At 42.0% G+C, this 18988-nt stretch carries 17 protein-coding genes; 7 read left to right on the forward strand and 10 right to left on the reverse strand.

Translation table 11 applies throughout. The features are described 5' to 3' along the window. Nucleotides 1–23: 23 nt before the first annotated feature. Both IYN84_RS14065 and IYN84_RS14070 read left to right on the forward strand, forming a co-directional pair. A complete protein-coding gene (locus tag IYN84_RS14065; protein WP_196139875.1) occupies nucleotides 24–305 on the forward strand; it encodes a polyhydroxyalkanoic acid system family protein in 282 nt (93 codons plus the stop codon). Between the two features lie 94 nt (nucleotides 306–399). Further along, nucleotides 400–879, forward strand: a complete 480-nt coding sequence (locus IYN84_RS14070; RefSeq protein WP_196139876.1) for a peroxiredoxin — start codon at nucleotides 400–402, stop codon at nucleotides 877–879. A gap of 50 nt (nucleotides 880–929) precedes the next feature. Here the strand turns inward: IYN84_RS14070 and IYN84_RS14075 are convergent, their stop codons facing one another. Beyond that, nucleotides 930–1793 carry a hypothetical protein gene (locus tag IYN84_RS14075; protein WP_196139877.1) on the reverse strand — a complete coding sequence of 288 codons (864 nt, stop codon included), beginning with the start codon at nucleotides 1791–1793 and terminating at the stop codon, nucleotides 930–932. A 201-nt stretch (nucleotides 1794–1994) separates the two neighbouring features. Between IYN84_RS14075 and IYN84_RS14080 the strand changes: the two genes are divergently transcribed. Then, nucleotides 1995–2585 (forward strand): DUF6491 family protein, encoded by a 591-nt coding sequence (locus IYN84_RS14080; protein ID WP_196139878.1) that lies wholly within the window; start codon nucleotides 1995–1997, stop codon nucleotides 2583–2585. Nucleotides 2586–2644: 59 nt separating this feature from the next. On the opposite strand, the gene IYN84_RS14085 is transcribed toward IYN84_RS14080, so the two are convergent. The 3 genes from IYN84_RS14085 to IYN84_RS14095 form a co-directional block, all read right to left on the reverse strand. Then, entirely contained in the window at nucleotides 2645–3625 is a 981-nt protein-coding gene (locus IYN84_RS14085; protein ID WP_196139879.1) for a lipopolysaccharide assembly protein LapB, read from the reverse strand. Nucleotides 3626–3659: 34 nt separating this feature from the next. After that, nucleotides 3660–4403: a hypothetical protein gene (locus IYN84_RS14090; RefSeq protein ID WP_196139880.1), complete on the reverse strand. Its 744-nt coding sequence runs from the start codon at nucleotides 4401–4403 to the stop codon at nucleotides 3660–3662. 264 nt (nucleotides 4404–4667) lie between these two features. Further along, on the reverse strand, nucleotides 4668–4958 hold the full coding sequence (locus IYN84_RS14095) for a hypothetical protein (RefSeq protein WP_196139881.1): 291 nt from the start codon (nucleotides 4956–4958) through the stop codon (nucleotides 4668–4670). Between the two features lie 79 nt (nucleotides 4959–5037). Here IYN84_RS14095 and IYN84_RS14100 point away from each other — a divergent pair, with 79 nt between their 5' ends. From IYN84_RS14100 to IYN84_RS14110, 3 genes are all read left to right on the forward strand, one after another. Continuing rightward, a complete protein-coding gene (locus IYN84_RS14100; RefSeq protein ID WP_196139882.1) occupies nucleotides 5038–5739 on the forward strand; it encodes a sensor histidine kinase in 702 nt (233 codons plus the stop codon). A gap of 2 nt (nucleotides 5740–5741) precedes the next feature. Then, nucleotides 5742–6389, forward strand: coding sequence for a response regulator (locus IYN84_RS14105; protein ID WP_371734891.1), 648 nt, complete (start codon nucleotides 5742–5744; stop codon nucleotides 6387–6389). 114 nt (nucleotides 6390–6503) lie between these two features. Then, nucleotides 6504–7205, forward strand: coding sequence for a glutathione S-transferase family protein (locus IYN84_RS14110; protein WP_196139883.1), 702 nt, complete (start codon nucleotides 6504–6506; stop codon nucleotides 7203–7205). Nucleotides 7206–7210: 5 nt separating this feature from the next. On the opposite strand, the gene IYN84_RS14115 is transcribed toward IYN84_RS14110, so the two are convergent. Both IYN84_RS14115 and IYN84_RS14120 read right to left on the reverse strand, forming a co-directional pair. Next, entirely contained in the window at nucleotides 7211–7816 is a 606-nt protein-coding gene (locus IYN84_RS14115) for a DNA-3-methyladenine glycosylase (RefSeq protein WP_196139884.1), read from the reverse strand. Nucleotides 7817–7979: 163 nt separating this feature from the next. Beyond that, on the reverse strand, nucleotides 7980–12608 hold the full coding sequence (locus tag IYN84_RS14120; protein ID WP_196139885.1) for a two-component regulator propeller domain-containing protein: 4629 nt from the start codon (nucleotides 12606–12608) through the stop codon (nucleotides 7980–7982). Nucleotides 12609–12647: 39 nt separating this feature from the next. Between IYN84_RS14120 and IYN84_RS20990 the strand changes: the two genes are divergently transcribed. After that, nucleotides 12648–13022 (forward strand): hypothetical protein, encoded by a 375-nt coding sequence (locus IYN84_RS20990; RefSeq protein WP_210330510.1) that lies wholly within the window; start codon nucleotides 12648–12650, stop codon nucleotides 13020–13022. A gap of 70 nt (nucleotides 13023–13092) precedes the next feature. Here the strand turns inward: IYN84_RS20990 and IYN84_RS14130 are convergent, their stop codons facing one another. From IYN84_RS14130 to IYN84_RS14145, 4 genes are all read right to left on the reverse strand, one after another. After that, the gene (locus IYN84_RS14130; RefSeq protein WP_196139886.1) at nucleotides 13093–16386 is read right to left on the reverse strand and encodes a hypothetical protein; all 3294 of its coding nucleotides are present in this window, start codon (nucleotides 16384–16386) and stop codon (nucleotides 13093–13095) included. A gap of 59 nt (nucleotides 16387–16445) precedes the next feature. Further along, nucleotides 16446–16856: a hypothetical protein gene (locus IYN84_RS14135; RefSeq protein WP_196139887.1), complete on the reverse strand. Its 411-nt coding sequence runs from the start codon at nucleotides 16854–16856 to the stop codon at nucleotides 16446–16448. A gap of 202 nt (nucleotides 16857–17058) precedes the next feature. Further along, nucleotides 17059–18723, reverse strand: a complete 1665-nt coding sequence (locus tag IYN84_RS14140; protein ID WP_196139888.1) for a formate--tetrahydrofolate ligase — start codon at nucleotides 18721–18723, stop codon at nucleotides 17059–17061. A gap of 18 nt (nucleotides 18724–18741) precedes the next feature. Continuing rightward, the gene (locus IYN84_RS14145; protein ID WP_196139889.1) at nucleotides 18742–18984 is read right to left on the reverse strand and encodes a hypothetical protein; all 243 of its coding nucleotides are present in this window, start codon (nucleotides 18982–18984) and stop codon (nucleotides 18742–18744) included. Between the last annotated feature and the right edge of the window lie 4 nt (nucleotides 18985–18988).

Raw genomic sequence — 18988 nt, forward strand, 5'->3', positions numbered from 1 at the left:
TTGACGGAAGCGAGAGTTTTATCATGGCAGTTATCAGCTTAATCAGAGAACACCAGTTATCAATAGACGAAGTTACGCGGCGAGTGAATAAGGTTGCTTCTAAGTTAGAGCAAAAACTGGGGATTTCGTCAGAATGGGACAATGAAAAAACAATGTTTTTTCGTCGTAAAGGTGCGAATGGCTCTATAGAGATTTCTGAGCATTCGGTCGAAGTGACGGTACGTCTGGGGATAATGTTCAAGGCGTTAAAAGGAGTCGTGCAGCAAGAGCTGGAGCAAGTACTTGATAAGCAGTTTAATATCTAAAAACTATGGTGTTTAGAGTTTAATGCAATTTATATATAGGTTGTAGGTGGTTTATACTCTGCCCAGATTCAATTAACTGATTAGGAAAAATTCCATGACAATTGAGATTAACCAGACTATCCCCTCTACCAATGTAAAAATTATCAAAGGCGGCGAAGTCGCAGATATAGATACTGCTGACCTGTTTGCAAGCGGAAAAACGGTTCTTTTCGGCCTTCCGGGCGCATTTACTCCCACCTGCTCGGCGGCACATTTACCCGGCTTTGTTGTAAAAGCTGATGAAATTAAAGCAAAAGGTGTTGAGCAAGTCGTTTGTATGTCAGTCAATGATGCTTTTGTTATGAAAGCCTGGGGAGAAGCGAGCAATGCAGAAGAGATTGTAATGCTCGCAGATGGTAATGCCGATTTTACCAAGGCGTTGGGCCTGGATTTTGATGTTTCTGCTGCTGGTATGGGGATTCGTTGTAAACGTTTTGCCGCCATTATTGAAAATGGCAAAGTCACAGCTCTATTTATCGAAGAGCCAAAGCAGTTCGAAGTCTCTAGCGCCGAACATGTTCTAAGTCAGCTATAATGCTTTGTCGGACCATAGACGCTCTGTGGTCCAACGCTCGCACTTTACAATTAAAAGTTAGCATAAAAATACAGATTGGTGCCCTGATATTCCCATTGAATTCCACTGGAAATATGGCTATTAACATCTTTTAGCAGGTCTTTTTCGATCCTAAACGTCGCGTTAAAAAAGCTATAAGAAACTCCTATTCCCCAATTTCTTGCTAAATCAAACTCCAAAGCAACTAATGACGAAGTCGTATAACCTTCGTTTCCGTTATTGGAAGACTCAAAGTAACGAAAAGAGCCAAGTAATTTACTACGATCACTTAGCCGGTACTCTGCTCCGAGGCCAAACAGAGGTATAGGTAGACTGGTATTTGAAGTGCCTCTGTAATGTCCCTTACCCGAAATCTTTTCTTCATCACTCTGGATGTATGCAGAGACGTCGAGATTAAATTTTGTGTTAACCCAGTATAGCCCTGTCAGAGCTTCTAGACTCCAGTTTCCCCTATGATAAAAAACATAGGTGTATTCAAAATCAAATCCGTTAACATCTAATTGTGAGTCAATTTGGCTTCCGATTTCATAAGTCTGCTGATTAAATGAAAAGTCCTTTGTAAGACCGCCAATTGCTCGTCTGGAAATAGGTAAAAAGGTAAGCGAAAACTTATGGTTGGGCATGAACTCTGATTCCAGCTTAAGCATGCTTAAATTAACTTTTTTATCGAAATTCAGGTTGCTTTCAAAGTCAACAAAATCATCTCGAGAGAAGTCTTCCGATTGTAAGTAAAGAGAAGAATCAAACGACATTAAAGACTGGCCAAAGGTTATCTTATAGTGCGAAGGTTTAGCCTCAGCGCTTATTAAAGTGAGAGTGGTAATAAGTGATAAAACAACGAGTTGTTTTACCGGTAATTTCGTCCAGTGATTCATCCTGCTCCTCGTCGTACTGCAGATACTGATAGTCAACCTAGAACTATCAATATTCGTTGGGAAGCAACCTCGGAATTTATTGGTTCCTTTATTAAGTTATAGTTTGCAAAGATGACATAAACAAGGCAAACCTGAGGAGCTAAAAGTTAAATTATTGAAAACCTGGTACTTATAATATTTAAATTGTAACGAGTTGCCAAAATGGAGTGTCTAGGTATTATATTTGAAGAAATTCGAGGAAAGCATGAATCCTTTAATGCTGGCCTAGCTGAGTTTTTTTACTGTGAATTTGGTCATTATAAAGGTGGTTTTAGTTTGAATACTTCTACTCTGGTTTTTCACATAAAAAAGTCTATCGCAGTAGTCATTTCCATTTTTGCAATTCTTTCTTGCAGTAGCATGAAATTGAACGATGATGCCAGAAGTAAGGCCTACCAAAACTATGTCAAGCAAAATAATTTAGAGAGAACAGACTCTATTGTTGCATTCAGATTACATAGTTGGCGTTACCTGAATAGTGAGTACATTATTTTATCGACTTCGTTTAATCGACCATATTTAATTAAAATATCAACTCCCTGTGTTAATCTGAAATTTGCTCAAGCAATAGCTGTGAATCAGAGTAGTAGCTCGTTGTATGCAAAGTTTGATTCTGTTTCAGTGGCTGATCCGCTGCAAAAAACTTTACCTGAGAAGTGCTTTATCAAATCGATCACACCGCTAAGCAGGGAACAGGCAGATGAATTAAGTGCGATCGGAAGGGAAGAAAATAAAGAACAGATTCTGGAATAGATAAAGCTAGTTAGAGGACTTTAAGGAAAGTCCTCGAAAGTGTCTAGTTGAATAGTGGGCTAGCTTTTAAGTTTTCGTTTAAACTTTTTTAGCTGCTTTGTTAGGGCTTCATCCTGATCGTCCTCTATTTCATCAATTAACGCCCTTGTTTTTTCCAGGTTTCCCAGAGCATGATAGATCATTGCAAGGCGGTAGCGAGCCCAGTCTTTACTGGGTAAACCTGTGCCAGCTTGCATGGTCATGTATTTTTCCAGAGCATTCTTTCCAATATCGAGGTTTTGTTTACTGAGTACTGCAGTACGCCCAATTTGATAGAGAGAGGTTAACTTGGCTGTTTGTTGGGCACTGTCTGTGGAATCTATTTCGCTTGCTGCCTGGAAGGTTCTGAAAGCTTTTTCAAACTGCTCGTTTTGTTGATAGCTAAAGCCGACGGCTACAAGAGCCTGTGCATCCTTATTGAATTTTTCTTCTATTTGCTTGGCCGTTTCGTTTAGCTTATCTATCTGCTCTTCTTTCTGGTAAATATCGAGCTTGCTAATCAGTCCATCCTTGATGGAAACCGCCTCCAGTTTATCTGCCATTTGAAGGGCTTTCTCGATGGAACCTCCAGCAATCGAAGGGGCTTGGGAGTAAAAGGCAATCATGTTTCTCATCGCCTGTATATGACTCGGATCCAGCTCAATAGCTCTAAGTAAATGCTCCTTACCGTCGCTAGCGTAACCTGGTGCGCTGAAAATAGATGCATTAGCTGCCTGTCTCAAACAAACTGAACCGTACCAATAATGATAATCTGCTTGCTCTGGAGCTGCCTTTACTGCTTCTTCCAGTCGCTCTTCAGCTTCATCAAGGTCCGCTTCTGCGATGGCTATTCGACCGAGATAGTATTGTTGTTCTGGAGAGCTTTTCTGTTTTAAAAACAGTTGCTTAGCTTTATCAAACTTATTTTTATCAAAGGCTTCTATCGCTGGATTTGCCATCAAGCTTGATGGCAATATCAGCGATGATAAAAACAATGTTATAGTTATGATTCTGACAAGCATATTATTTTCCTTTAGTTAACTGGATGAAATAGAGTTATGCGACTCGATAAGTTCGACGGTATTTACGTGTTAGGTAAGCTGAACCGACGGTGCCTATTAGACCGGGGATTATCCACAAACTAACTTGAGTACCGCCATCGACAAACTGTGAAAATAGCCGGCTACTCCCAAATACAAAAAAGGCTGTATAAGCGCCTATACCAGCCCCAATAATTGCACTCAAGTGGGCGATTAGCCATTCACGGGGTTTGATGACAGGCTTGAATATATAGTGGAGATGACCAGAACCAACCAAAATACAAATCACAGCAAAAATCTGGAATAGCACAATATTGAGCTCAAACCCTCTTAATCCAACAAAAACACCGGCAATGACTAGAAGTAAAAGAAGCGCCAGGTGAAATGGCTGTCGTAGGAGTTTTCTGTTGTGTTTACTTTTAAGTACGAGCAGCCCCTGACGGACACTGACCAATACCAGTAACGACAGCATAAATAAAAAAGCGGCAGAGTTTCTGCTCTTCGTGGCTAATTGAGTCGCCGCTTCAAATGTCAGATTTCTTTCTGGCGCGCGAATTCCTATAGGGTCTAGCAGTACAAGAGATGTCATGGTCAATCCACTCAATGCGACTGTATACATAGCGATAGAAAAATAGTGACCATATTGACGGTGAATAGTTCCTCCTTTTGAAGCTAGCATCGGTAACCAAAAGACTACCAGTGCTATGCTTCCTGCGATAACATGAATATAAAATGCGGTTTGATGTATTAACGGGCCCATCAAGTTTGTCCTCGTCTATGTTTTTGAGTGAATGGCATTTTTTTGCTTAATGCCTGTTCAAGACAAACTATTTTAGGTAACTCTCTCGCTGCTTCTAAGTGCGAGAAGTCACGAATTTAAACCATGACTTTTGGCCTATTGGGTTTATTGCCAGATCTGTCATAATTAGGATATGAAAATATTAAACCAACGCTTTTCTTTTGCTGAACTTGCCGCTGTTATGACCTGGGCGGTGATACTCGGAATATCTCTCTATGTTTTACATCAAGCGCCAGAGTCAATCGCAAACAGAACACCGTATATCGTTGCCTGCTTCTTTTTATACATTGCGTGTTTTCTGGCCATTGTCAGAGAAAGCGCTTTCATTAATAGCAAACCAAAGTTACTGGTTGTTTTAAGCTTACAGTTAGTTTCAGCGTTTGCCTTACTATTCCTTTTCCCTGCGGATTTCTTGCCAATATTGATCATCATCTGGTCCGCAATTTTGCCACACATTTTTAGTTTGAGGGCTTCAGTTACTATTTCTACGCTAATCTCAGTGCTATGGTTTAGCATCTATGCTTTCTACTGGGGTGATAAGAACGTATTCTTTACCTGTCTTCTGTATCTCACATTTCAAATCTTTGCAATACTGATGAACTATGAAACGAGACGTTCTGAAATTGCAACGGACGAAGCTAAAAGGTTAAACAAAGAGCTGGAAGCAACACAAACGCTACTCACTGAAGCTACGAGACAAAATGAAAGAACGCGAATTGCCAGAGAGTTGCATGATCTGCTTGGACATCATCTAACCGCACTGATCATAAATCTGCAGGTTGCTGGCAGAATGACTGATGGCGAAGCAAAGTCCAAAGTAGAACAGTGTCATGCGTTAGCTAAATTATTACTTAGCGATGTTAGAGAAGCTGTTAGTGCTTTGAGAGAGAATCAGCAGCTTGATTTTGACAAGATGCTTAAAGCGATGTGTGATTCTCTTCCTGGTTTAACAGTACATCGTCAGATTAGATACCAGTTCAATTTAGAACAAATGAATATCGCCAAGGCTCTGTTCAGTGTAATCCAGGAAGCCCTGACAAATAGTTTGCGTCATGCTAACGCGACTGAATTTTGGGTAGATTTAAAGCAGAACAAACCGTCAAATTTGGTATTGGAGTTGTACGACAATGGTTCAGCGGGCGTTGATATTAAACAAGGTAATGGTTTAACAGGAATGCGAGAGAGAATACAGGAGCTTAATGGTTGCATGCACATTAACAGGTTGAAAAATGCGCTTAAGATTAGCATCGAAATTCCATTGGCTAATGCTTCACCAATGTATTCAAGAGGTGTTTGAGGGTGTCTATCCGAGTGATGCTGGTCGACGACCAGATGCTAGTTCGAGAAGGTATTAAGAGTCTGCTTAATCTTTCTGATAAGGTCACTGTCGTTGGTGAAGCTAAAGATGGCTCCGAAGTTGTCGACTCGATTGGTCATTGTCAGCCGGATGTTATTTTACTTGATCTATCCATGCCTAAAATTGATGGAATAGGGACACTTAACCTTCTTGCTAGTGAAGGGATTACCATTCCTGTGATTATCCTGACTACATTTGATGATCATGAGTTTATTCTGAAGGGTATCCAGGCTGGTGCCAAAGGCTACCTGTTAAAGGATGTTTCTCTGGAAACTTTGATTGATGCAATAGAAACGGTTTATGCCGGAAATCGATTGATGCAACCGGCAATCACAGAACGTTTGATGCAGGGACTACAAGGGTATAAATCTGAGTTTGAGGCTCCGGAAAATATAGAGCCGCTTTCACCCAGGGAAATGGAAGTTTTGGGGTTGATGGCTAGTGGTTGTTCCAATAAGGAAATTTCAGAAGCGCTTCACAAATCTGAAGGAACCATCAAGAACCATGTATCAAACTTATTAGCCAAACTTGGGGTGCGAGATCGAACTCGTGCTGTATTGCTGGCGATAGAAAAAGGTATTCTCAAATAACGTTATTTTCTCAAAGCGTCTGAAAATTGTCACTCAAGTTGTCACTCCTGACACTACCCTGTCAGGAGATACCGTTTATAGTAGGGCAACTTTACGAGAACGAGCAAAATACCTATGATAGAACTGTATGGATTTACACCGAATTTGGGGTTAGAAGATCCCAGTCCTTTTGTGCTAAAAGTAGACACCTACTTGCGGATGGCCAAAATTGAGTATAGAAAAATTTCAAAACTCAGTAATTTAAAGCACGCGCCAAAAGGCAAGCTTCCCTATATTAGAGATAACGATAAGATAATTGCTGATTCACAATTCATTTTTGATCATCTGGAAGATAAATTTAACAGGCCACTTGATGGCCATTTAAGTGCTGAACAGAAGGCCATTGCTTATCTTACGACCAAGTCTTTGGATGAAAACCTATATTTCGCAATAGTCTATTCTCGCTGGCAGGATGAAGAATCCTGGGCAAAAGTGAAAAAGGCCTTTTTTGGCAAGCTTCCTTTTCCGCTAAACGCTATTGTTCCGATTATTGCCAGAAAGCAAGTGATTAGAACACTTTACGGTCAAGGTGTATCGCGTCACACTAAGGACGAAATCATCAGTATTTGTCAAAAGACTTATCAAGCATTGACAGACTTGATAGGCGATAAACCCTTTGTTTTTGGTGATAGACCCTGTTCTTTGGACGCCACACTGTTTGGGTTTTTGGCAGAAGTTATTCTTGCTGATCTGGATAATACTTTCAACGAATCTGCCAGAAATTATCCTGTATTAGTAAAATATTGTCAGCGAATTTATAAGCAGTATTATTCCTGATAAAGTTATCCGGCAAGTCGCCATAGATACCAGCTGGCAATGCTCCTATAAGGTTGCCAGCGTTGGGCAAGTTTTTCCATTGCCGCAAGATCGTATGCCTCTTCACCAAAAAGTATTTGCATTCCCCTTTGTAAGCCGACGTCCAACGAAGAGAATATATCGATCCGACCCAGTGCAAAAATCATGAACATCTCAGCCGTCCATTTTCCTACGCCTCGAAGTTGAATGAGCTTTTCTATCACTTCTTCGTTACTCGCTGACTCTAGCTGCTTAAAATTGAGTCTTTTCCTTTTCACTGCATCGGCGATCCCCTGAACATATTCTACTTTTCGACCAGATAAGCCTGCGTTTCGTAAATCATTCACATTTGCATTGATTATTGCAGTTGGTTTAAATTTTTTTCCAACAAGTTCGCGTACTCTACCTTCGATAGTGTCTGCGGCTTTAACCGATAGCTGCTGCGAAATAATTGAAGCAATTAGCGCGTCAAAGGGGTCGCGGTTTTCCGGATTAATGTTACACCTACCATAAGCTTTGACTGTGGGTCCGAGATATTCACACCTCAGCAATTCTCGACGTGCTTTACTTAGAGAGTTTTGATTAATTTGCATAGATAAAATGACTCAATAAATTTTTGTAGACTGAATATCAATTGCTACAAGATTACCATAAGGAGAGACGCTTCTCTTTATCTATAAAAGAAATATCCTCGATCCTTTTCTCTTTTTAGTGTTAACTGGATACGAGCGAAAAAATATAGTCAGTGAAAGGTTTCTAGGTATCTTTAAACAGGTATATTTGTATTTTATCCAACAGCTCTTTCGCGCGAATTGGCTTGGCAATGTGATCAGTCATTCCATGGGATAAGTAGTATTCTATATCCTGCTGTAAAACGTTTGCAGTGGTAGCAATTACCGGAAGCTCTTTGAATCTCGGGTCTTTACGAATTTCAATGGTAGCAGTATTTCCATCCATTTTAGGCATTTGAATGTCCATCAGTACAAGGTCATAGTTATTGTCAAATACCATTTTTATCGCTTCCTTACCATCTTTGGCTACATCTACCTGTGCGCCAAAATTGGTCAGTAGCTTGATGGCTACCATTTGGTTAATTTCATTGTCTTCCGCGACAAGAATATGCTTGTTCTTTAGAGGTAATGGCTTATCTATTTCTAGAGCGCTTTTAGATACGATCACCATCTTGGGTAGCACCGAACGCAATTCGATTGGACTGAAAGGTTTATGTACCCAATAATAATTTTCAGATTTCACTATTTTTTTGAAGTCAGGATCTTGAGGATTGTTTGTATAAAGAACAATATTTTTCAATGGTATGCCTTGTTTATTATTAAGCTCTTCTATCTGTTGTTGCAATGTATTCTTGTCATGGTCTGCCGAGAGCATTATGACGGAATACTTAGAGAGTTCTTTTATTGGCATATTATTGGCCATATTTTTTTCGACAAACAATGTTTGATAGCAATGATTGATCTGAAGTGCTCTCGATAACTTTTCTTTGTCATCTGGAGTCGGTTCTATAACTGCAACCGATATCTTCGATTTTAGATTAGACAATTTCCTATATTGAGCAGTTTCCTGGCTGGCAATTGGCAAAGCGACAGTTACAGTAAAGCAACTACCAATTTTGGGTTTACTTTTTACGGTGATGTCACCTCCCATTTTAACGGCTAACTGTCTGCTAATAGCTAATCCGAGGCCAGTTCCACCAAATTTTCTTGTGGTCGATGTGTCTGCCTGACTAAAACTGGAAAATAGCCTGGGTATGACTTCTTCCGGTATACCTATACCCTGATCGATTACATCTATTTTAAGCAGGCATTCAGTCTGTGACTGACTCAATGGAGTCACGTTTAGCGTAACTTCTCCTTTGGCGGTGAATTTGATCGCATTTGAGCATAAATTCAGTAATATTTGACCAAGCCGTGTTGCGTCACCCACAAGGTCTAGTGGTGTTTCTTGATCAATATGATAAGAAAAGTTAGTGTCTTTATCCTTGGATAAAGTTGTAATAACTGTATCTAGATTTTTGAGCATCAAGCTAAGGCTAAACGGGGCTGATTCTAGCTCCATTTTTCCTGCCTCTATTTTGGAAAAATCCAGGATATCGTTAACAATATTAAGTAGTGCCTTGGCTGATATATCAATGTTGTTAACGTAAACCGATTGAGTTTTTGAAAGTTCTGTTTCTTTGAGTAAACGAGCCATGCCGAGTATACCGTTCATAGGCGTTCTTATTTCATGGCTCATATTAGCCATAAAAACACTTTTTACTTCAGCAGCATGACGTGCTTTTTCGTAGGCGTTGGCATTATCCATTACAATTGCCGTAGTCGAGGCTATTGTTTTAATAATATTCAAATCATATTCGCTATAGGCATTAGCACTGAAACTTTGGACAGTAATTGTTCCTATAATTTTTCCGCCAACCTCAAGAGGCCAATAGATAATGGATGCCGTTTCATCCCCTGCTTTAGGGGCGACCAGAGGACGATCACCAACATACTTAACTCTATCAATTTCTATGTTATTGATAATCACTGGTTTACGATGTGTTACACACCAAACTGCAAATCGCTCTTTCTCTGACATAGATACTGAAAATTCTGGCAGGTACTCTCCTTTTTCAATTGCCAGTTTAAAAACAATCTTCTGCTCTTCTTCCTCATAAAAACCGATACAAAAAACAGCAGCGTCCATCATTTGGTTGACTCTTTGATAGATAGTATTAAGAATTATTTTAAGATCCAGAGTCGAACTAATTTCGAGACCTATGTCACTTAAGGTGCGAACATTCAAATTCGATTTTTCAAGCTCTTGAGTTCTTTGGTCAACTTTTTGTATGAGTACTTTTTGGTTTTGATGGAGCTGCCTGACTCTCAAATAGTAGACTAAATACAAGATGCCAAAGGATAGTATAAAAATTACGAATTTGAAGTGGCTGGTTTGATACCAGTCAGGTAACACGCGTATGGGAATTTTAAGTTCCTGGCTACTCCAAACTCCGTTTCTGTTTGTTGCATTTAGCCGAAACTCATAATTGTCAGGGGGTAAGTTACTATAAAAGGCCGTTCTGTTTTGCGCGTCAGTCGACTGCCAGGCAGTATCGTAACCAACAAGTTGATAGCGATACTTCAAAGATTCTGGTGCTGAATAGTCGAGCGCACTAAATTCAAAGCTGAAGCTCTTTTGTTGCGGTTCAAGTGTAAGACTATCAAATTGACTGCCGGCAATTTTTTGGTTATTTATTTTTAATTGTGAGATCACTACTGGAGGATTGTATTCCCACTCAGCAAACAGTTCTGGTTTAATCATCAATAGCCCTTTCGAACCAGCATATAACAGGGTATTGGTTGCTGTTTTACTATACCCAGCGTACCAGTTCACTCCAAAGTCGACGCCATCGGCTTTGGTAAGCTCTCGCCTTTTGTTATTTTTGATGTCTAAAATATTTTTCCCGTCCCAAACTCTTCCTTGTTGGTCAATCAGCATATTTCCCCATAATGCATCATTTGGATAACCTAGTTTTTTATTGATTGATTCAAAAAAAGCTCCGTGACTGTCCCAACGAATTAACTTGTCTATACCTCTTGCTGTAGCAGCCCATAATGATTGATTGTTGTCGACAAAAAGTCCAACCACCATATTGTGTGACAGAGAATTTGATTCTGCAGGATTATGGGTCACTCTTTCCAAAAAGTTTTCTCCCGGAGAAAGCTTGTAAAGACCTGCAGAAGTTCCGGCGTAAAGCACGCCGCTCTCTAATATCGCTAAAGAGTTTACTCTACTGCCTATGCTCTGTTTGGCATTGGCTTTGGTGTTATATCCGCGAAAGGTTTCTGTCTCGGGGTCAAATCGATCCAGTCCCCGTGCTGTGGCTATCCATATGTAGCCATTCTGATCTTCAACCAGATTTTTAATGACATTGTCTGAGAGACCATCATTGGTAGTGTAGCGTTTAAACTTTTTATCAAGTGGTAGGTAGCGGTATAACCCTGTTAAGCGAGTTCCAACATAAATGGTTCCATCCCGGGTTTCATGCATTGCGGCTATTGTGCCATCTTGCAATGCCCCAGGGTTATTTATATCTGGTGTTATCCTGTCAACAACACCTTCACCCGGTCGTAAGATGTCGACCCCTTTTCCCCTGGTTCCAACCCATACGTCGCCATTTTTTAAAGCTTTGACAGAAACTATATCTACATTGCTCAAGCTTTTAGGATTAGTTGGACTATGTCTCAAAGTTCGGAATGCCGAGTTAAGTGGGTTAAAGATATTTAAGCCATTACCCCAGGTTCCCAGCCAAACCAGGTTAGAGTTATCAACTAACATGGCGCCGATACTATCGGAATTAAGGCTACTGGGGACCGATATATCGTGCTGATATCTCTTTTTTAAGCGCAGAGTTTCCGAGTCAAAAACAAAAATACCTATACTGTAAGTTCCTACCCATATTTCATCGTGTGTCGGCTGAACGATCGAACGAACCATTGCATTGTTGGAATAAGGAATACCATTATTGAATAGTCGAATGGTGGTGTTTTTTTGGTCGATTAACCCTATTCCATTCTTGAAAGTTCCGAACCAAATTCGCCCTTTTCTATCCTGAAAAAGGTTTCTAATGTCAAACCTGGTCTCACTTAGAATTTGATTTGAATCTTGAAACTTTTCGATGCTATTTGTTTTATCATTGAACAGATATAGCCCATCAGCTGCGGCCAGCCATAGTTGATTGTTTTTATCCAATAGCAGGTTATTGATAGTTAAAATAGAATTTTTTATGTTTATGGCTGAAGAACCCTGAGAGATACCTGCAGCAAATTGGGTAATTTTATTGCTGCTGAGATCGAGCTTGTTTAATCCTCGGTGTGTTGCAATCCAGACATGCTCTTTGTTACCGGTAACTGCTGAAATATAGTTATCCGAAAGTCCTGAGTGATTTTCTTTGTGGGTTAATCGTGAAAAACTTTCCGTCTTCGGATCATAAATCGAAACCCCATCATGTCTTGTACCTATCCAAAGTCGACCATCGGGAGAAGGCCAAAGCGCACTGATAAACTCGCCACCAATGGAATTGAGATTGTCCTTATTATTTTTGAAAAGTCTAAATCTATATCCGTCATAGCGAACTAATCCTTTTTGACTTCCTATCCATACAAACCCCTGCTTATCCTGGGCAAGTGCGGTTACGATACCCAGAGGAACTGACTCTTCTGCGCCGACCGTGGCAAAATAGGGGTCTCCAAGTTCAAATATGTCAGCCGCTTTCCCGGCCAGGGGTTCGGTACTTATAGTCAGGGCTAGAATAAGTAAAATGCGAACAGGCATAGAAAACAGGATAAGAGTAGTTGAGTTATTAAAGGGCTTTAATAAAGTGTAGACCATACATTATAAAATACCTGACTATTCAAGGGGTTAATTGACATGACATGGATTGCGAACAGCCCTTTGAAAAGTAGTAGTTTGAATATTGGTGAGATTATAGGCTATCAAGGGGCAATAAAAAGAGTGGAAAAACTAAGAGACAAAAATGGAGCCTGTGAGTTATGTGGGCAGTTAAAGCCGTTGACATTTCATCATCTTATACCGCGTAGCTGCCATTCGAATAAATGGTTTAACAAGCATTACTCAAAGGAGACGATGCGTCTAACTGGAATCGATGTTTGTCGGCCGTGTCACTCCTTTATTCATCGCCAGTTTTCGGAAAAGGAGCTGGGACGGAATTTTAATACACTGGAAAAGCTTAAACAGGAACCAGTAATCAGCAAGTATCTATGTTGGGCTAGAAAACGGCACTAGCTATTGAGATTCAAGGAAGGGATACCGGGCTGGAGAGAGCCCGGTATCAAGTGAATGTCAAGCGAGCTTGCTATTGTGTCCGGCGAGTCCTGAAAACAACACCGGTCAAGAACAATAGAAGATAGCCAAAACTACCACCTCCACCTGAAGGCGCAGCTTTGGTTGTTGAAGTAAAAGTCGCGGAACCATTACCTATGGTTAAACTTGTTTCAACTGATTGAGAATGGCTCGATGAACTGGTGTGGCGTACACATACACTTTGCTCATTACTAATTGTGCCAGCGCTTGAAGTAAAACTGGTTCCACAGCCAATACTGTACTCTCCGTTGGTAACACTAATATCAACCAATCCTGATATGCCTGTTATAGTAACGCTGTTAGAAGTAATCTGTTGGCCAAGTTCTACATTAGGCACTGAGTTAAAACTGAACACGTCAGGATCTTTATCGTGCAGGGTACGACTAGTAAATTCAAACTCACTTTCACCCAGCGTGATCACGGTTGTCACCGTCCCGTATTCATTGGCAGATGAAGTGTGTCTCAAGCAAAGTGTTTGGCTGAGGCTAACCGTTCCGGAAGATTGTGTGAAGCCATTATCATCACACCCGATTGAGTACTCTCCATTGGAAACACTCACATTGACCTGGTTACTTACACCGCTGATAGTCACTGAGTTTGATGTTTGCAATGAGTCTAAAGCGACGTCGACCAAAGGGGTGAATACGACATCATCAGGTACCATGTCCGCAAGCGTTTGTGACTTGAACTCAAATGTACGAGCTCCCAGGGTGACTAGGGTCGTTGTTACTGTCAAATATTCGCTGGATGCGGTATGTCTCAGACAAATGGTTTGATCATTGCTTACCGTAGTCGTTTCGCTGGAGAAGGTTCCATCGCAGCCTATTGAGAATTCTCCATTTGTGATTGAAAGAGAGGTTGGTCCTGTTAAGCCGGTTATGGTCTGAGTATTACTTTGCTGAACGCTTGAAAGCGCCACATTTTCTTTGGTGGTAAAACTTAATCCGGCGATATTGATTCTAAAGATACCACGCCCATGAGTTGCCGCATATAAAGTATTGGCGTCTCCCCAGACCAGCTCGTCAACGGAGACATTCGCCGGACCGTCATTTTCCAGACTCCAACTTGTACCGCCATTTTCACTGGCAAATATGCCCACCTCTGTACCGACATAAATCATGCTGGTTTCGTCGGGCTTAATTGCAATAGTTCTTACCGGTGCTGGAGGAAGGTTGGCTGGATCGGTTCCGGTGGAATCTTCCCAGTTCGCTCCTCCATCAACAGTTTTCCAAAGGTTACCGCTGTTGTATCCACTGAATGCGACATAAACAATATTGCTATCCACTGGATCGATCGCGATGCGCATAACGGTACGAGATGGTAAGTCTATGGTCGCTACACTGTTCCAGATTGGAGAAGGATCAGTACCATTAGTAGTCTTATATAAAGAGCCGTCGTTATGACCGACATAAATTATGTCGCTATTTCCTTCGGCAACAGCAATCGCACTGATGTTGCTGCCAATTGATGGCTTAACACTACTCCAGCTGGGAGGGTTGGCTTTTGCATTGTTAGATATCCAAAGCTGGTCTCCACCGCCAAGCAAACGGTTAGCATTATTTGGGTCGAGAATAAAAGGAGCAATAAAGTTTGCAGCATTATCCATTGCATCATCGTAGATATAACTCGAGCTATAGCCTACGCCGCCATTTGTACTGCGATGGATACGCAGGTAAACATACTCTCCGTAGAGGTAATTTGAATCACCAGGATCTGCCGCAGAATATCCGCCGTCACCGCCAAAAGTTGTTGTCCAGCCTTCACTATCGCCTTTGTATACTAGCGTTCCATTGTCCTGTGTACCGCCAACTACCGTACCATCAGGAGATACTCCTATACCATAAAACTGGGTAATTGTTAGCTGGTTATTGAGTTCTTGCCAACCGCTACTGCCTGAGGCAACAGTGATATCCGGTGCGGTGTAAACGCCACCATCGTTAGCAAAGTAAACTTGTTGGTTTGTGCTACCATCATAACCTGGATGCTCAAGGATAAAGTGGTGGTCCGCATGTGCTGAGTCCGGAGCTTGCCACCAGGTACTAATTTTGGTGAGAGTCGTTCCGCCATCAACGCTTCGCCATAAGTCGATACCACCAACAATAAGATGGTTACTATCTGTCGGGTCAACCCATAGAGCGTTGTCATACCATCCCTGTCCGCCCAGATAGGCTTCTCCACTGTTGACAAGTGAAAAGGACTGACCGCCATCGGTACTCTTCCAGATTTCTCCGGAATTGCGGTTTACAGAAGCATAAACGGTTTGTGCATCGCCTCTGGCATAAGCGATTTCCACTCGTGCTGAACCAATGCTGCCATACCCACTTGCCGACTGCCAGGTTTCTCCACCATCGGTTGAATACAGCGAGCCGCCAGCGACTCCCGCAACCAACAATGCAGAATCTGCTGGGTGAGCATCTACATCAAAAGAGCGGCCGCTATGTTTCAGAGTCCAGTTATTGCCGGCATCCGTTGATACCCAGATACCGGTATGGGTTGCTGCAACCAGTTTGCTAGAGTCCGGAAGAATGGTTAGTCGATTAACCCAGTAAAAATCAGAATTATCATTGGTGAAACTGAGTTGACTCCAGTTGTTTCCTTTATCTGTTGATTTGAAAACACCAAGGCCTCTTACTTGATCGGCGTTGAAAGTACCTTCTCCGGTTCCGGCATAAACGATGTTGCTATCGTTTGGATCGACAACCAAAGTGCTCACCGAAAGATTCGCCATAAAGTCATCGGTTGGTTGCCAGGATGCACCGCCATTTTCTGTCAGCCAAACTCCCCCGGCTACTGCTCCTGCATAGATTCTCTGGCTATTATCTGGATCAAATGCCAGGGAGCGAATTCTTCCGCCGATATTGCCAGGACCTATCGACTCCCAATTTGCGGAGTTAATGCCTGCATCTCTCTTCTGGTTTAGCAGCTGGGATTTAACCTGTTCCCGCGCGAGGTTCCAGTTTTTTACATTGAGTCGACCATTTTCACTGACTTGTTGCTGATAACGAAATTTTTGCGCTTCACCAGGCATATCTGGCTTAGGCTGGCTGAGTCGGTTTATTGCATGAGAGAGTTTGTCACCTGGTATCTGACATAGCTCTTTGGCGAGTAGACTTCTTTCTTGACGCAATCTCTGTTGAGTAGGGAGGTCAATTTGTTGTAGTAATGCTCTTTTTTCTGAGTCAAAGACAAGCCCACACTGTTGCGTGTTTAGCTGATTGTAGCTTATCAGGCCGACCGGTATTGTCGCTACCAGACTAGAAAGTAATATTTTGGCGGATTTTTTCATTGATTAACCTATCTTAATAGTCCTACCGTGAGAGCAGGAAATAAATAAACATCATTCGCCTAATCGCGAACTTGCAGTTTAAGTGGGTACCTAATTAAGTTTGGGGCCATCGTCATTTCGACATTTGGCAGGCTTTCCACGAGTATCTCGTAGTAGCCGATTCTGTTAAAAGTCAAAGTCAGTTGAGTTCCGTTTTCAGTGCTATGAATTACGGTCGAATTTTTATCTTTTCGGCCAACTATAACTTTCCACTTGGGGCTACTCTTCAAGTTGATCTGGATGGTTTGACTAAGCGAAATTGACTTTTCTGTAATGCCCTGTCCGATCAAAGTATCAATAGATATCGAACTGGTTTCGACTGAGCTATTCTTTTTTTCCAGAGGACCTGTAGAAGATATTTGCGTCGAGCAAGCGGCTAAAACACAGCCTGATATCAGACAAGTCATATTAAAAAAGAAGGTAGCTCGCAATTTATAGCTCCAGTATCACGGGTAGAGATATTTCTGCCATCCGGCCTTAAAGTATAGACCTTGAAGCACTATAGAAAATTTTTTATTGTGTATTCAATGTAAAAAATTCACGGTTTGAACGGGCACTGGCTCAAACCGTGAACTTTGTCATATTTTTAAAAGGTATTGAAGAGAGATTACTAACCGAGGTTTGTAATCATTTCTAGCTGACGCCGACAATTTCGCCGTTTTTAAGAAGCTCTACCTTCATTGCTGCAGGTTCTTTGGGCAGCCCAGGCATGCGCATAATATTTCCTGTTAGTACCACCAGAAAGCCTGCACCAGCGTTAACCTGAATATTGCGTACGGTTACCTGGAAGTCTCGAGGGCGTCCGTGAAGTAGCGGATCATCAGACAACGAGCTCGGGGCTTTGGCAATACAAACGGGCAAATGTGTTAGTTTAAGATGTTCAACGTGACGCAAATCCTTTTCGGCTTCTTTGGTAAAGGCGACATCCTTAGCACCATACATCGCTTTACTTACCTTACGGATTTTTTCGACTACGTCATCACGGAGGTCGTACAAAGGATCAAAGGGCTTTGCATCTTTGCTGGCTGCAATCACTTTTTCTGCCAAATCAATTGCCCCTTCACCGCCCTTACTGAAGTGATTGCTTTCGGCAAAAGCAATTCCCTTGGCCTCTACATGGGCTTTTATTATTGCTACTTCTTCGTCTGAGTCGTCGGCAAAGCGATTAAGTGCGACGACGGGCACCTTATTGAATAACTGTACACTTTCAATATGTTTGTCCAGATTTTCCAGGCCTGAATTTACAAAGTCAGTGTTAACTTTGGTTAGCTGAGATTTATCCATACCGCCGTGCATTTTGAGTGCGCGTACGGTAGTGACCAGTACAACGGCTACGGGATCCAGCTCAGCCATTCGACACTTGATGTCAAAAAACTTCTCCGCTCCCAGGTCAAAACCAAAGCCGGCTTCAGTAATAGCCCAGTCTGCATGATGCATCGCCATTTGAGTCGCTAAAACACTATTGCAACCATGGGCGATATTGGCGAAAGGGCCACCGTGTATAAAGGTCGGTGTGCCTTCAAGAGACTGTACCAGGTTCGGATGTAGAGCGTCTCTCAATAGCGCAAGTAGTGCACCAGTGATACCAAGTGAGCGTACAAATATAGGCTCATCGGAGTAACTGTAGCCCACCAGCGTATTATTCAGTCGGCGCTCCAGATCGTCAAAATCTTTGGCCAGGCAGAGAATAGCCATAACTTCGGAGGCAGCGGTAATATCGAAGCCGCCTTCCCGTGGTATCCCCTGCATTTTTCCTCCGAGTCCCAGAACTATTTTCCGCAAGCTACGATCATTCATATCCATCACGCGGCGCCAAACGATTTGACGAGGATCGATATTGAGGGCATTACCATGATAGATGTGATTATCAACCGCGGCTGAAATCAGATTATTAGCGGAGGTAATCGCATGGAAGTCTCCGGTAAAGTGGAGGTTGATTCTGTCTACCGGCAATACCTGCGAATAACCGCCGCCAGTCGCACCACCTTTCATACCAAGACAAGGACCCAGTGAAGGTTCCCTCAAAGCCAGACAGACTGATTTATTTAAACGTGTAAATGCTTGCCCCAAGCCGATAGTCGTCGTCGTTTTACCTTCTCCTGCCGGCGTTGGCGTGGTGGCAGAAACCAGAATCAAATTACCCTTTTTCTTTGTAGGAGTCTTGAGTGCTTCTATATTCACCTTGGTTATTTCTCGACCATAAGGCATTAGTAAGGACTCATTTATGCCAAGGCCGGCAGCAATTTCGGTAATGGGCTTTGGCTCAAATTGCTTCACAATTTCTGCGTCACTTTGCATAGCGATTCCTTATAAATTCTAATCGGAAGGCTGGCCTTTCTGCCCAGATTTGGACTGACCAGGCTTAAATTGATAAAAACTGTTAATCACCGATCCGACAGCGACAATTATGGCGCCACCGATAAAGGCTTGTTGTATTCTTTGAACAGGAAGCCACTCGGGAAAATAATGATAGATTAGTAAGGTAACGCCAATCACAGCTAATCCCACAAGGTAAAAAACAACCGCTAATCTAGGGACCCGCTTAAACTGGATATGCATAGCT

It is taken from the genome of Aliikangiella sp. G2MR2-5 (assembly GCF_015687155.1).
Lineage (GTDB): Bacteria > Pseudomonadota > Gammaproteobacteria > Enterobacterales > Kangiellaceae > Aliikangiella.